The following is a 14777-nucleotide window of genomic DNA, read 5'->3' on the forward strand; positions in this document are numbered from 1 at the left end:
CAGAATAAGCCTAATATGTTACACCCTATACCAAGGAAACACATAATGGTGGGATCAATAGTGATAGAGCTCCCGAGCGAGCTAATCATATTTTATACACTTGCACTATCACTATTGTTCGGAAAGTTCTTTGAAGAACTTATTTCAAGAACCAAATACCCGCCTGTACTAGGAGATATCCTAGCGGGACTTATTATTGGGGCAAGCGTGCTTGGAATATACATTGTAACCGACACCGTGAAAGCCGTTGCTTGGTTTGGCGTAGCAATGCTTCTATTCTACGCTGGACTTGAGACAAAGTATGGTGACTTCATACGTTTACTGCCAGTTGCAGGTCTTCTCACAATAGGTGAGGCTCTAGCTGCTTTCTCTATGGGGTTCCTAGTAGGCATGATCATGGGTTATCCTCTTCTTCAATGTTTCTTTCTCGGCGCAATACTTGAAGCAACAAGTGTTAGCCTCACAATAAGGACTCTTATGGAAATAGGGAAGCTTAGCACTATAGAAGGATACACCATAATGGAGATAGCTGTTCTCGATGACCTCTCATCACTAATCACCATAGCTATCGGGGTATCGATAATAGCCCTGGGCACTGTAAACGTGATCAATGTTACAACGGTCTTCATCAAATCCTTTGGTGCATGGGCTCTCTTACTCATAATACTCCATAGACTTGCGCCAAGAATAGTCAAGTATACAAGTAAACTACACGTAGAGGAGGCAATGATCTCCGTGTTAATAGCTGTCTTCGCGGGTGCCGCCGTCCTAGTAGGTTTAGCTGGAATATCCCCGCTAGTAGGTGCATATGCCACAGGACTAGCTTTATCAGAAGCAATAGCGACACGTGAAGTAAGATCATCAATAAGGAAACTCGCAATAATATTCTCAACCGTATTCTTTGTCACCACAGCAGCTGAACTCGACCTAAAAACCGCGCTTAGGCCAGAATACCTAGGATTCTATCTGCTAATGATTGCTGGCGCATTTGCAGGAAAAATGCTGGGAGCCGGATTAACTTCTCTCATCCTAGGATTTCCGGTTAGATCTGCGTTAAGAATATGTGTTGGCTTGTTTCCCCGCTGTGAGTTTGCTATTATAGCAGCTTATACTGCTGTTTCCGGAGGCGTACTTGGCGTTGAGGCATATTTAGCGGCACTAATAATAGTGTTGACAACAAATGTTGCAACACCACCATTACTTAAGATGGTGTTTGCGGGCGAGGAAGTCTCTGAGGTTAAACTGAGATTCCCTAAGAGGGTAATTACTAGGCACTAGTTTCTCTCTCACTCATTCTTTTCCAAAGAATAGAGAGGGTCACTGGAGTAACTATGCTTGTGACGTAAATCAATAGTATTGTCGCTGCATAAATCGACTCGTGTATTATGTTATACGCCATCCCTATCGACGCAATAATTAGCGCTACTTCAGCTCTGGGCATCATCCCCACTCCTATGAACAATGATTCTCTCCAATCAAGTTTTAATAATCTTGCTAGGACCCCGCATCCAATAATCTTACTAAACATAGCAAGTACCGTAACTATAACCATGATTGCTATGTAATGCGGCACCATAAAATAGGGTCTTATATCGACAGATGCTGCCGATAGTACGAAAAACACGTGAGCAAAGATGTTTGGTATGAGGCTAAATCTTCGTACAACCCTCTCTATTCCCTTTACTTCACTAAATGCAAGACCCACCGCGTAAGCTCCAACAACAAGACTTAAATGGAACTTCAAGCTAGCCCATGCAACTATAAATGTTAGGGATAATAAGAGAGCTATCGCTGTATCTTCAAGATGAAATAACCTGGAAATATACAACCACAACGTACCTGATACTCTATGGAGTAAGGTTACAATGATTACATAGAATATTATTGCAATCATTGTTATAATGATTAGATCCTCTATAGTAGCTGAAGGCGATAACACTAATATAGTCACTAAGCCAAGTACAAGAAGACCCCCAATATCATCCAGAACCGCTGCACCAAGTATTAATGTTGAAGCTCTAGAGCCAAGAGCACCTATTTCAGCCAAAGTTTTTGCTGTTATACCAACACTCGTGGCTGTAAGTATCGCGCCAAGAAATATACTTTCACCATAGCCGAGCCCTAGAGCTAGTCCCCCAAAATAGCCTATGAAAAACGATACCACTATACCTCCCAAAGCCACAACAGTTGACTGGACAATATATTTCCTAAAATGAGAAAACCTTGTCTCGAGACCCGCCAGAAACAATAGACTTATTATACCAAGCCATTTGATCAACGCTAGATTGCTTATGAAATACTCATTGAGGATCCCAGTAACACTGGGACCAAGCAATATACCAGCCAAAATGTCACCTAAAACAGGCGGAAGACCCAGGTACCCCATTAACTCCTCAAGAGATTTAGCAAGTACAAATATTAAAGCCAACATCAACACAAGGTCAGCAACAGCTTCTTCTTCCAAATACTTCGCCTCCAAGCCGCTCGTCTCGTACTAGACCATACTATACTTTACGGTTCAAAGTTAGTGATAAAATTTCCTTGTCAATCAAAGGTATAAAGAGTGCTTCTGCTTAAAAACAGACTATAATAGATAACCCTATTTATACGGGAAAGGTGTACTAGGTATTGGGTAAACCATATAAGCTAACATTTATGCCCTTGATAAAAGCTAGAATACCCTATGATAAGTTTATTGTTGAAGAAATAGTTGAATACATTGCATCACTAGATCCGCCAATATATTTTCCCCCATTGTTTTCGAATATAAAGGAAGTGTACTTCAACCAGCTGGTTGAGCAGAAAGTTCTTCTCTACAGGAACGAGCAGTATGTACTCCCCCAAAACATAAGCCGATATATTACACGTAGAATAGATATTGATATACCAGAGTATAGAGAAGCCGCATTATTACTTAAGGAGCTAGGAGTTGAGTACAAAGGCGTTATAGTACCCGGCATATTCTATACATTATCATCCGTAAATATTGAAGACAATATACATAACTCGATCGATAAAATAGTACATATAATAGCGAAAATAATCAATAACTTAAGTGATATAGGCTACAATGTTAGCTTATTATATGAAGAAAAGCTAGATAGCCAAACTGGCTTCCAAGAAAATAAACTAAGTCTAGGTATTATATGTGAAGCATACAATAATCTTGTCTCATTGATTAATACAAGCATAAACGGGGTACTATTCTGTGATAGAACTCCACCACTCTACATAACAGCTATCCTTGATACAAAGATCGATTTCCTTGTATTTAACCCACTATTATATTCAAAAAATGAACTAGAAACACTATCCTCGTATTTTATTGAAAGTAATATAACCAAAAATGTAATACTTTCACTTATAGAATACGATAAGCCAATAGGCACGTACATAGATAAAATTATATTCTCTCTTGAGCTATTGAAAAAACAAATATTCGCATTGACAAACACTTGTAGAGTATGGAGTTTTATAAAAGACTACAACAGCCTTATAAACGTATTAAATACTCTTCGCGAAAACTACGATGATATCATAAGTATTGTATCGAGAACAAGAATATTTAAACGCTAAATAGAAACACAATAGATAACGTTAATGTAATACTAACCCGCATGATACAATTAGAGGCTGTAGTACGTAGGAATGGTGTTTGCCATGCCCGTGTATATTGTTGTCAGTGGGAACAAGTTCATCGGGATGTATGATAATTTCAATGACGCGTTGAAAAAACTTGTTGAAGTTGGAGGAGGGATGATTCTTCGTGGTGAAAAAATAATAGATTTATTGCCTGAAGAAGCTTCGGAGCTGGCATCATTTATCTTGGAGAAAACCGAGCCTGTTGAAGCACCTACTTCGAGAAAACCACGTTTGGTTGTAGTTCTCGATCAGATGTTTAAAGGATACTTTGCACCTATACTTTCCCGCCAATTCCCTGACATTGATATATACGAAATAGTTGGTAAAGGACTAACTGAACCTGTCAAAATAGGAAATGTTGTAAAGCATCCTGCTCAAGATGATTTTGATGTTATAAACCTTCTTGAAGAACTCTCGTCAAAGAAACACAAGGTCATATTCTTTACTGGTGACAAGAAATTAGCTACACAGGCAAGTCTTATTAAAGATATTAAGGTAGTTTATGCCCCTCCAAGCGAGTTTACAGGGAAAGAAGCTCTAGCGAAATATATGATTAATGAAGTCAATGAGGCTCTAAAGAAGTAGAATTTTCTTTTTAAACAATACGTGTTATAATCTATCTTCGATATAGCTGGAAGAGGTTAGTTGGTATTGGTGGATCCACGTGTTTCTAGGCTTGCAAAACTAATTGTTAATTACTGTGTAGAAGTCCGTGAAAACGAGGAAGTAGTTATTAGTGCAGGTCTTGAAGCACTACCTCTTGTTAGAGAGATCTATAAGGAAGTTGTTTCCATAGGAGCCTATCCCTTGATGGTTAATCTTAGAGACGAGGTTCTCGATGAGATTTTCTACAAGTATGCCCGTGACAACGTATTGACTCATGTAAGCGATATCGAGAAATCTATCATGGAAAAAGTCAATGTCTTCATTAGCATACTTAGTCCTAGCCATACCAAGCACTTAAGCAGCATCGACCCCAAGAGAATCAGTGTAAGAAGCAGATCACGATTAGAATTAAACAAGATATTCTTGGAGAGAAGTGCACGGAAAGAATTAAAGTGGGTTGTAGCACCTTATCCAACAAAAGCTTTAGCCCAAGAAGCTGGTATGAGTTTACTTGAGTACGAGGATTTCGTGTATAGAGCGACTATGGTTGATAATATCGATCCTGTGAAGGCATGGAAGGAAAAAGCTTCTTGGCAGCAGAAGATAGCTGATTTCTTGAATAAAGTTAGTGAACTAAAATTCAGTGGACCAGGTATAAACCTTTACATGAGAGTCGATGGTAGGAAATGGATTAATGATGATGGCAAAAACAATATGCCGGGTGGAGAAGTTTTCTCAGCCCCTATTGAGGATAGTGTCGAAGGATGGGTTGAATTCGATTACCCTGCTATCTGGCGTGGCGTTGAAGTAGAGGGTGTAAAACTAGTTTTCAAAAAAGGCACTGTAGTAGAAGCTAAAGCAAGACGTGGAGAAAACTTCCTCAAGAAAATGCTTGAAACAGATGACGGGGCTAAACGTCTAGGCGAAATAGCTTTTGGTCTAAACTATAACATTGATATATTCACTAAAGAAATACTGTTCGATGAGAAAATAGGTGGAACAATCCATATGGCACTAGGATCAGCTTACCCAGAGACTGGTGGAAAGAACATATCGAGTATACATTGGGATATGATTAAGAACATGAAGAAACACAAAGTATATGCCGACGGCGATCTCGTATATGTAAACGGTAGATTCATCGAGGATGTAATACTCTAGTACCATAAAAGATTTTTATTACCAGCGATCATTTCATATAGAGGGAGCATATCTTGGTCGATAGTAGTTTACTTAGCATAGATATTATTGGTCTGCTGTTCTGGATACTCCTACTCTACACATTATTTCACCCACAACTCCAAATGAAAAACCTACAGAATGCTAGGATGCGTATCATACATGACATGGAGAAGAAGTATGGATGGCGCGTCATAACAATGATTCATCGCCAGGAGAAAATAGGGTTTTTCGGTATACCAGTATACAGGTATATTGATATCGAAGATTCCGAAGCAATATTAAGAGCAATAAGGAGTACACCACCTCAACAACCTATAGCCTTAATAATACATACTCCCGGAGGTCTAGTCTTAGCAGCATCACAAATAGCAAAAGCTCTTAAGAGACACCCAGGCAAAAAGATCGTGATAGTACCACATTATGCTATGAGCGGAGGTACCTTAATTGCGCTGGCAGCTGATGAAATCATAATGGATCCTGACGCCGTTCTTGGCCCATTGGATCCACAGTTACAAACTCCTCAAGGTGTTTTCCCTGCGCCATCACTTATTAAGATCGCTAAATTGAAGGGCAATCAAGCCAGTGATGCAACACTCATATGGGCTGATATTGCCGAGAAGGCTCTCCGCGAGATACAAGACACAATAGTATTCCTTCTCAAAGACAAGCTCGGTGAAGAAAAGGCACGTGAAATAGCGAAGAAGCTCACAGAAGGATACTATACGCACGATTACCCAATAACTGTTGAGGAGGCCAAAGCTATGGGATTACCGGTGTCCACAAAAGTGCCTCCAGAAGTATATGCATTAATGGAGCTCTATCCACAAGCAATACAACAAAGACCAGGCGTCGAGTACCTACCGAGACCACAAGTACCTTACTACCATCATAAAGGAGGTGCTGCCGAAAGAAAGTAATCAGAGGAGGTGCATTTCCCCATAGCCCCATAACGGGGCTTGGGGCCAGGTTGGATTCATCACCATAGTATTGTTTTTCCTTCACCCAACTAAAATTTTACCAACTAGCTAGCCTATTGTTTTCTCTTTAATCATTCCCCCTAGCTTCTTTGTTATATCAATAAGTTTTTCTTCAAATTTACTTGTTATCTCATTAAGCCTATTTCTTGAGGGGGCTTCAGCGTACAATCTTATTTTTGGTTCTGTTCCACTTTTCCTTACAAGAACCCACGAGCCATCACTATACTCGAATCTATACCCGTCGATGGTTATGATCTTCTCGGGTTCTCCTAGAATATGTTTCAACTCCTCAATAATCTCATCATACACTTTATCACGAAGACCTATTGGTTCTATGTAATAACTTCTTCTATCCCACGGGTAATCTGGTATGCCCATTTCATCCAGTATTTTATCAAACGGCTTACCTTCCTCCACAACAGTTTTTGTTATCAATGCAACTTGCCATACTCCATCAACCCAGGGACCCCATGATGGATCTATTAGTTTCCATGGCTCACCAGCCATTACAATATTGCCTGCACCAAGTTCCTTTACCCTCTCATGTGTTTTCCCGAGAACATATCTTTCCACACGTCCACCATATTTCTCAACAACATGATCTATAACACGTCCAGTGTCAATACTTACGACAACAAGTCCTTTACGTTCCATCAAGAGCAGAGCTGCATAGAATGCTAGTATCCTATCTTGTCGTATAAACCCTTTCCTCGGTGATAGAACGGCAAGCCTATCAGCGTCACCATCATGAGCTAGTATGACCGCTGGTTCTACAGAACTGTATAGAGGAAGTAGTTTTTCGAGAACATCTTTTCTAGGCTCAGGGCTTCGTCCAGGGAAGTATCCGTCAGGATTCGCGTTTACTGTCACAATATTTCCGCCAAGAGATCTAGCTACAGTTGGTGTAACACGAAACGCAGCACCATTAGCTAGGTCTATCACTATTCTTGGCTCCCATTTCTTCCTCTCAGGAGTAAGCCTTGATACAATATCGTCTATGTACTCGTCAATAATCTCTTTCGCGTAAAAGAAGTCTCTTGCAACATACCACGGTTTTTCAACAATGCTTCCAAGCAGGCCCTCTATTTTCTCCTCAAGGGATCTAGTGAACTCGTATCCGTCTTTGTCATAGAATTTAAATCCATTGTACTCTGGTGGATTATGACTTGCCGTAACTGAGACTCCAACAACACCATGCCACATACTCGCATAGGCTGCAACAGGAGTAGGCGCTATACCCACATACCCGGCGTCAACACCGCCAGCCATTAAACCAGACATGAATGACAAAGCAAGCGCTGGACTAGTAATACGTGTATCGTGAACAACGTAACCAGCACCTTTTCCACCAACAACTTCAGCAACTGCAAGACCTAGTTTGTATGCGAGAACCCCATTAACTTCACTAGGGTAAACTTTACGAATGCCAGCTGTACCGAATAAGCGGGCCACTGTACCCACCAGTTCAAAACCTATAGTAGACAAAATATAAACATAATCTACTCGTCAAGAAAACGAAGAGGCATATTTACTACCTGAAGAAAATACCGAATTCTAGACAAGAATACTACGGAAGTTAATACTTGTATTGATTTTTACTAGGAGTTTCTCAACAATATCTATTACACCCTCGATCTCTTCTCTTAAATTATTGGCAAAACAAGATAAATACAATGGCACAGTCCCTCTCTTTAACCCTATATGGTCTCCAGCAAGTTTTAGAATTGAATAATCCATTACTCGCTTGATTATTTTATTGATATCTCTATATATTGGATCTAGTGATCTAGCAAACATATCAATTGCTTCTAACGGGTTGTTGATACTTTTAATCTTTGAGACCCCGTTTCTTATTTGCTCAAAAATAGTCTCAAGTTCTAGAACACAGTTTTTCCCAGCAACGTAAATATTGCCATCAACCTCTATGGACTCACCACCATAAATTATGGGAAGGAGAGTAAGTGTATTCTTTAAAGAAAGTTTACCTAGCGAACTATATAATGTTGCTATGGTATCTACGGCTTTTATACTAGAAAGACCGTTGCCTGCTTGAGAGGATGCTGCCAATACCCCATATACAATTGTTTTCTCGGCAACAATATTAGATCCCATTACGCCACCAAGTACTATAGTGTTTTTAATGTTGATGAACATGCCTGGTTGAATAACTCCATTGATTATCATTAATCCTCCTTCTCCACTCTTGACGACAAGTTTATCATGAACACCTACATTTCCATTAATAATGACTATACCGTTCAAATCTATGGTTATATTTTCGCCAAATAAATCACCATAGATGATAACTCCATCACCATTAATTACAATGCTTTCTTTGAGAATATCTCTCCGAACAATAGTCAATCTTTCAATCTTTTCTTCACCAAGAAAATCCCCGTGATTAAATAGCACTTCTCTATTACTCAATAAAACCACCTATTTGCACAATATTTTACCGTAATTTCTTAATAGAACCCATTTGAAAAAGATCCTATAAAGAAGGCCGTATCCAGATGTAGATTCAACTACACTTAAAATCTCTTTAACAACATCCTCATCAATACATTGCTCAGTAGTTTCATTAAATAACTTGTCTACATAATTTTTAATTAACTCTTCATCAGCAAGTTTATCTGTTTTATTACTCGATACTTCACTAAAGACCTTAGTTATTTCCCTGATTTCTCCAGCTTTTCCTCTCCTAATATTAGTTAGTATCACAACCCTATAAACAGGAACATAGAAAACTAGTGGTTCACCTAGAGGAACACTCGTCTCGAGACTAAAGTCGCTGAGTACTTTATCATCGTAATCTTTAAGGCTTTCAATATATTTCATTATAGCATTTGATCTTTCCTGCAATTCATTAGTCAATTCAGTGATTAAATCACGAGCAATTATTATTTGATGATTAACTGAAAAGTTACCCATTATATTTATTTGCTTACAGGAATCTTTAATCCTATTAACCCACTTACTATACCTGGTAAACCATGATAGATCAGTTTTTAGATCATCAACAACATCCTTATTAATAGTATCTATTGTTTCAGCAATATTGTTAATTATTTTTTCCAAATGTTTTTTAAGCTTATTTATTCTATTAATAATGTTTCTTTTTGTACTATAATCTATTTCCATTTCGCTTATTCGTTGACAAGAATCTTTTCGTTCGACAACTACTTGTTTCTCTACTACCTTACTCAATAATTTCTTGTTTTCACCACTAATTTCTTCAATTATCTTCTTTACTAAAGCAAAGTCTCCTTCATCGATAGCTTTTTTGAACAACGGATAATACCAACAGATGTCATTCTTATGTTTTTCACAAGCATGCAGTTTATCTTCAATAATCCATGTACCCAAATACTCTAATGGGATTTTAATCTTGTTTATCTTTTTTATTTTGTCTACATACTCAATATTTAATGATTCAATACAATCTTTAATAACGCTAAGCAATACGGGTTCAATTCTTTTCCCGTATTCTCTATATATGTGTCTTTCTTCATTCAAACAGAAGTAATTAACCGTCGATATAGCTTGGTTAACTAGGTAGTTGTTTTTACTATCAACATACTCTATTACAGAATTGAGTTTAGGCTCTACTTCTAGCTTGTAGAGTTTCCTCCATGATGATATGAATAAGCGCATGATCTTGGGTGTATTAATGGTTTCATCAACGCTATATTTATGCTCACAAACACAGCATTTACCAACATATTTTCCATTCACGTAATCCTCTAATATAATCCATGGATAGTCGTGTACTCCATACTCTGTACGTGAGACAAGACAAACAGGACATACATGTCCCACAAACACTTCAGATAAATGAGCCATTAGTCTTGGAAAACATACAGCTAGATTGTTCACCCAGCTATAGTAATTACTAAAGCAGTTAGCTATTAAACTAGAATGTTTATTTATTTCTCCTAGCAATTTTGTTGACTTATCTAGTAAAGAGAAAACACTTTCTATCTTATTCTTAACGTCATTTATGTCGTCATTACTTACCGTAACCGCTTCCTTTGAAAACTTATCATCCAGAATAATTTGTTTAAGACTTTCAAGAACTAGTTTCTTAATGTAAGGTTTAATCACTACTATTTTTACTTCTTTAACCTCAGGCTCGTTAAGCCTCTTGGTTATATTACTCAGTTTCTTTTGTATATCGTCTTCGAATTTTGTTAAGACGGTTTTTGTATCATTTTCGTCTTTCACTATAATGTACCTTGTTTCATTTACATCAAGTTTACCAGAAAAAACATCTGCGACAGTATTGGCAAGCCCTTCTATGTCATTCCTTATATCATTTACGTTACCTAAGTATTGTTCACTAACAGTCTTTAAACTAATAACATTAGCATTACCGAGTACATCGTAAAGTATCATGTTGTTTTTGCTATGCGGAATAGGAATTCCTACAATAGGATAGTAGATACGCCTTAAACTAACTATTTTTACTCCCATATATAATGCCGTTACTAGTACAGCGATCCCTACTAGAAATATGTTTAGGAAAACAAGTATTCTATGTACTATACTAATTGGAATAAGGAATATCAAAAAAGAAAGCATAATCAATGCAATCGATATAATGAATCTTTTACGAAAAATCCTGTATTTATCATCAATTTTAATAATAATATCATCTACTAGATCCCTATATTCAGCATCCTCACTTGAGAGACGATAGTACTTTGTCAATCCTTTGTACACACCCATAAGCTAAATAGGGCGTACTATTGTCCCAGCTAGAATATATTTTGTAATAACGATACTATATTAGCATTAACGCTTATGTGTAAGCATACGTTGTTTGGTAAACAATATTATCCCCATCCCCTCATACATTACCTTTAGTATGATTCCACCTAAGAATAGTTAATCCAACACTTATTTGGGGAAGAAATAATGGTTATTGTTAGCATCACCCCCGAGATAGCTCTTGAAGAGTTCTATACGTATGCTGGCGGTTTAGGAGTACTTGAGGGAGACAAATTCTATACAGCTTCGCGTATGGGTCTAGAGTATATTGTACTATCAATTTTCTATAGAAGAGGCTACGTAGATTACATTTTTGATGGAGAAAACCCTGTTCCAATGCCACAGAAACAACCATCTAAAATATGGAGAAGCCTTGTCGCAGGTGAAGAATTTACCATAAGCCTACGTGGAGAAGATGTCATAGTACGTCCTTGGATCTATGAACGAGGGTCTGCAAAAGCTGTATTGTTTGAGGCAACATGCCCAAAATGGGCAAGAGGGTTAACAGAACAAGTCTATATAGATAATAGTATTGAAGAACAGTTCCTGAGATACGCTTTCCTGGCGAAAGCTGCTGCAAAGTATATGAGAGACTACATTGGGTTAGAGAACATAGATGTAATAGACCTCCAAGAATCTCTTGTAGCACTAACAATACTAGCGTTACCGCTCGAGAATAGATACAGACTAGTAATACATACACCAGGCCCATGGGGCCACCCAGGATTCCCCGGAGATCTCATAACTAGAGAGTTCGGCGTTTTTCTTGGAGACTATGTTGTACTAACAGAAATGGCTCTGGAAAGAGTATCCAAGGCATTCACAGTTTCTAAGAAACACATGGATATAATGAAGAAAGTATTTCCTAGGTATGCAGACAAAATTACATGGGTTACAAATGGTATTGATATAGAGAGGTGGATGGATCCCGAGCTCTACAAATACTATAGAGAAAACAAATTGGATTTGGATACCATACGTGAAGTAAAGAACAAAAACAAGGATTCCCTTGAGAAGCTTGTTAAATCGTACAAAGAAAATGCTAGTCTTAAGGACAAGTTTGTTGTAGCGTGGGTTAGGAGATTATCGAGATATAAAAGACCATATTTTATTACGAGATTCATAGAAGAGAATCCTGATATAAGAGAAGTATTCTTTGTTCTCGGAGGAAAGCCTCATCCAAGAGATTCGGATGGACTAAACTATGCTAGAACATTTAGGAGGCTACATTTACGTTTATCCAACATAGTATACATCCATGACTATGATGTTGGCAAGGCAAAAATTATCTTTAGAGGGTCACATATATTGCTATTCACTCCATTCAGTGGCTGGGAAGCATGCGGAACAAGCTATATGAAAGCAGGAGTGAATGCAACACCAGTCCTTTCAAGCCGTGATGGAGGCGCTATAGAAGTTATCAAAGACGGGGTAAATGGCTGGTTGTTTGGAATTGATTTGAGAGAATTCATTAATATATACAATGACCCTAAAGCTAAGGAGATTGATGAAAAAGACTACAATGAGTTTAAACAAAAACTCTTCAGTATACTAGATATGTACAATTCTGATCCACACAAATATGCTGAGATAAGTCTAGAAGCTGTAAAGACATTTACCCCTATTGTCGACATGACAAGAACACTTAAGCAATACTACATGTGAATAGCGTTTTTTGCATACTTTTCTTAAATAACATTACAATTCCTACCAATCCATATGGATAGCTTATCAAAAAACTAAAATAGAGATAGGGTAGACTAACCGAATAGTGTTACGTGGTGGATAAAAAATGTCGGTATTCGATGAAGAAACCAGACAAGTACTAATAGAATTATTCAATAGCTTGCCGAAGAAACTAGTTGATTACCTTATTGTAGCTAGCGAACAATGCGACACCTGTAAAGAAGCAATAGAACTCGCCAATGAGATAATGAACTTATCTAAAGGCAAAATAACATTTAATATTATTGATAAGAATACAGATGAAGCAAAAAAGCTTTCAGCAAGATACGTACCCGCATTTATATTTGACCTACCTGAACGAAATGTCAGATACTATGGACTACCAGCAGGACAAGAATTCCCTCCGTTCATTTATATGCATGAATACATAGCCAAAGGAACGTTGCGTATTCCACAAAATATTATCGAGAAAGTAAAGGAAGTAAAGACGAGATTACACATAAAGATCTTTGTAACACCAGAGTGCCCCATGTGTCCTCTCGTCGTTGATACATTTAATCAATTTGGTATTATCAATAAAAATCTGTTAATTGAAGTTATAGAAGCTGTTGAGCTTCCATGGGAAGCCGATAAGTACAATGTAATGTATGTACCAACAGTAATTATTAGCGACGTTGAAAGATACGATGGATATGCACCCCCTGATGTATTTGTTGAAATGCTGAAAAGAGCTGAAGAAAAAATCAGTAACCAAAAAGAGTAACCCACTATGATCAACCATTGACGTGAATAGGGGGTGTCTGCATTTTTGTCTGTAAAAAATATATCCTGTAAAGTAAGTGCCAGAACTGAAGACTACTTGAAATGTATTTACTTTCTTGAAATAACTTATGGTCGTGCCAGAGTAAAAGATCTCTCTTTAAGGCTTGGTATTAGGCCAAGCAGTGTAATTGATTACCTCAAGAGACTTAGCAGAGAAGGATACATAACGTATAAGCCCGGAGGGAAAATTAAGCTGACAGATAAAGGACGCGAAATAGCTTCGCGCGTCTATGAAAAGCATTTGTTGATAAAAGAGTTTCTTTTATCACTCGGCGTACCAGAGGACATAGCTGAACAAGATGCTTGTTACATCGAACACGGTATTCACGAAACAACACTACAGAAAATCCGCGAGTTTTTAGAAAATAGATACAATAAATAACATTTTGAATAAACATTATTTCTAATACTTTAATATTCTTTATTTTCTCTTCTTGAATAGCTTCTTAAATAATCTTTTTATATAATCCCAGAATGTAGTAATTTTTTCCTCCTTATAAGCAGTTTTTTCTCTAGTCTCTTTAAATAACTGCTCCTTTAGATAAACTGGCGGGGCACTAGGTGTCTCGACAATTAATTTCTTCTCACTACTGCACTCAAGAGTTGATAACCACTCTTCTATAACTACATAATGTTTTCTTAACGAAGGAAACCTAGGCGACTTGGCTTGCGATAATACTATATCCTTATGGCAGGCCAAAGGCTGAAAAATATCGCTTAAGTAATCCAATAGCTCCCTTATCTTGGTATCATCAACATTTTCAACATAATCTTTGAACATATAAATCGCAGAGTCAAGTTTAATTAAATAGTAATCTATAGTCTTAGCAGTTGACAGACTCGCCTTCAACTCATTCTTAATTTTCTCATATATGTACTCCATAATATTCACCAAACTACTAGACTAATACTACAATATATGTAAATACATGATCATTATTACCCTTACTATTAATTATATACATATAAAAAATATTTAGAGCTGTAATCAAATATTTTCTTTGGTGCTATGAAGAGAGTCCCGATCACTGCTGAACATCGTGAAGAAGCGGTGGCTGGCTGAGCACCATTTCTAACTCTTGTCGTCTTGTA

13 protein-coding genes are annotated in these 14777 nt (G+C 37.6%); 8 read left to right on the forward strand and 5 right to left on the reverse strand.

The window, feature by feature from the left end; genetic code table 11:
• Positions 1–60: 60 nt before the first annotated feature.
• Positions 61–1278 carry a cation:proton antiporter gene (locus tag J4526_09235; protein ID WFO75234.1) on the forward strand — a complete coding sequence of 406 codons (1218 nt, stop codon included), beginning with the start codon at positions 61–63 and terminating at the stop codon, positions 1276–1278.
• On the opposite strand, the gene J4526_09240 is transcribed toward J4526_09235, so the two are convergent.
• Positions 1268–2431: a cation:proton antiporter gene (locus J4526_09240; GenBank protein WFO76398.1), complete on the reverse strand. Its 1164-nt coding sequence runs from the start codon at positions 2429–2431 to the stop codon at positions 1268–1270. The two genes, J4526_09235 and J4526_09240, sit on opposite strands and share 11 nt — an antisense overlap.
• 197 nt (positions 2432–2628) lie before the next feature.
• Here J4526_09240 and J4526_09245 point away from each other — a divergent pair, with 197 nt between their 5' ends.
• From J4526_09245 to J4526_09260, 4 genes are all read left to right on the forward strand, one after another.
• Complete coding sequence (locus J4526_09245; protein WFO75235.1) at positions 2629–3576, forward strand: hypothetical protein; 948 nt, start codon at positions 2629–2631, stop codon at positions 3574–3576.
• An 84-nt stretch (positions 3577–3660) separates the two neighbouring features.
• The gene (locus J4526_09250; GenBank protein WFO75236.1) at positions 3661–4227 is read left to right on the forward strand and encodes a hypothetical protein; all 567 of its coding nucleotides are present in this window, start codon (positions 3661–3663) and stop codon (positions 4225–4227) included.
• Positions 4228–4293: 66 nt separating this feature from the next.
• A complete protein-coding gene (locus J4526_09255; GenBank protein WFO75237.1) occupies positions 4294–5409 on the forward strand; it encodes an aminopeptidase in 1116 nt (371 codons plus the stop codon).
• Between the two features lie 77 nt (positions 5410–5486).
• The gene (locus J4526_09260; GenBank protein WFO76399.1) at positions 5487–6347 is read left to right on the forward strand and encodes an ATP-dependent Clp protease proteolytic subunit; all 861 of its coding nucleotides are present in this window, start codon (positions 5487–5489) and stop codon (positions 6345–6347) included.
• A 108-nt stretch (positions 6348–6455) separates the two neighbouring features.
• Here J4526_09260 and J4526_09265 read toward each other — a convergent pair whose 3' ends face one another.
• From J4526_09265 to J4526_09275, 3 genes are all read right to left on the reverse strand, one after another.
• Positions 6456–7859, reverse strand: a complete 1404-nt coding sequence (locus tag J4526_09265; GenBank protein WFO75238.1) for a phosphoglucomutase — start codon at positions 7857–7859, stop codon at positions 6456–6458.
• A gap of 102 nt (positions 7860–7961) precedes the next feature.
• A complete protein-coding gene (locus tag J4526_09270; protein ID WFO75239.1) occupies positions 7962–8834 on the reverse strand; it encodes a hypothetical protein in 873 nt (290 codons plus the stop codon).
• A gap of 9 nt (positions 8835–8843) precedes the next feature.
• The gene (locus J4526_09275; GenBank protein WFO75240.1) at positions 8844–11117 is read right to left on the reverse strand and encodes a hypothetical protein; all 2274 of its coding nucleotides are present in this window, start codon (positions 11115–11117) and stop codon (positions 8844–8846) included.
• A gap of 207 nt (positions 11118–11324) precedes the next feature.
• On the opposite strand from J4526_09275, the gene J4526_09280 reads away from it, so the two are divergent.
• The 3 genes from J4526_09280 to J4526_09290 all read left to right on the forward strand — a co-directional run bounded on the left by J4526_09280 (position 11325) and on the right by J4526_09290 (position 14067).
• The gene (locus J4526_09280; protein WFO75241.1) at positions 11325–12842 is read left to right on the forward strand and encodes a glycogen/starch/alpha-glucan phosphorylase; all 1518 of its coding nucleotides are present in this window, start codon (positions 11325–11327) and stop codon (positions 12840–12842) included.
• 127 nt (positions 12843–12969) lie between these two features.
• Positions 12970–13626: a thioredoxin family protein gene (locus J4526_09285; protein WFO75242.1), complete on the forward strand. Its 657-nt coding sequence runs from the start codon at positions 12970–12972 to the stop codon at positions 13624–13626.
• Between the two features lie 60 nt (positions 13627–13686).
• Positions 13687–14067, forward strand: a complete 381-nt coding sequence (locus tag J4526_09290) for a metal-dependent transcriptional regulator (protein WFO76400.1) — start codon at positions 13687–13689, stop codon at positions 14065–14067.
• A 39-nt stretch (positions 14068–14106) separates the two neighbouring features.
• Here the strand turns inward: J4526_09290 and J4526_09295 are convergent, their stop codons facing one another.
• On the reverse strand, positions 14107–14568 hold the full coding sequence (locus tag J4526_09295) for a hypothetical protein (GenBank protein ID WFO75243.1): 462 nt from the start codon (positions 14566–14568) through the stop codon (positions 14107–14109).
• Between the last annotated feature and the right edge of the window lie 209 nt (positions 14569–14777).

Source organism: Desulfurococcaceae archaeon MEX13E-LK6-19 (genome assembly GCA_029637525.1).
GTDB lineage: Archaea > Thermoproteota > Thermoprotei_A > Sulfolobales > Desulfurococcaceae > MEX13ELK6-19.

Excerpts from the sequence above, each read along its gene's own strand:
- J4526_09240 (WFO76398.1), bottom strand. The coding sequence starts at position 2,431 with ATGTTGGCTTTAATATTTGTACTTGCTAAATCTCTTGAGGAGTTAATG.
- J4526_09250 (WFO75236.1), top strand. The coding sequence starts at position 3,661 with ATGCCCGTGTATATTGTTGTCAGTGGGAACAAGTTCATCGGGATGTAT.
- J4526_09280 (WFO75241.1), top strand. The coding sequence starts at position 11,325 with ATGGTTATTGTTAGCATCACCCCCGAGATAGCTCTTGAAGAGTTCTAT.
- J4526_09285 (WFO75242.1), top strand. The coding sequence starts at position 12,970 with ATGTCGGTATTCGATGAAGAAACCAGACAAGTACTAATAGAATTATTC.
- J4526_09295 (WFO75243.1), bottom strand. The coding sequence starts at position 14,568 with ATGGAGTACATATATGAGAAAATTAAGAATGAGTTGAAGGCGAGTCTG.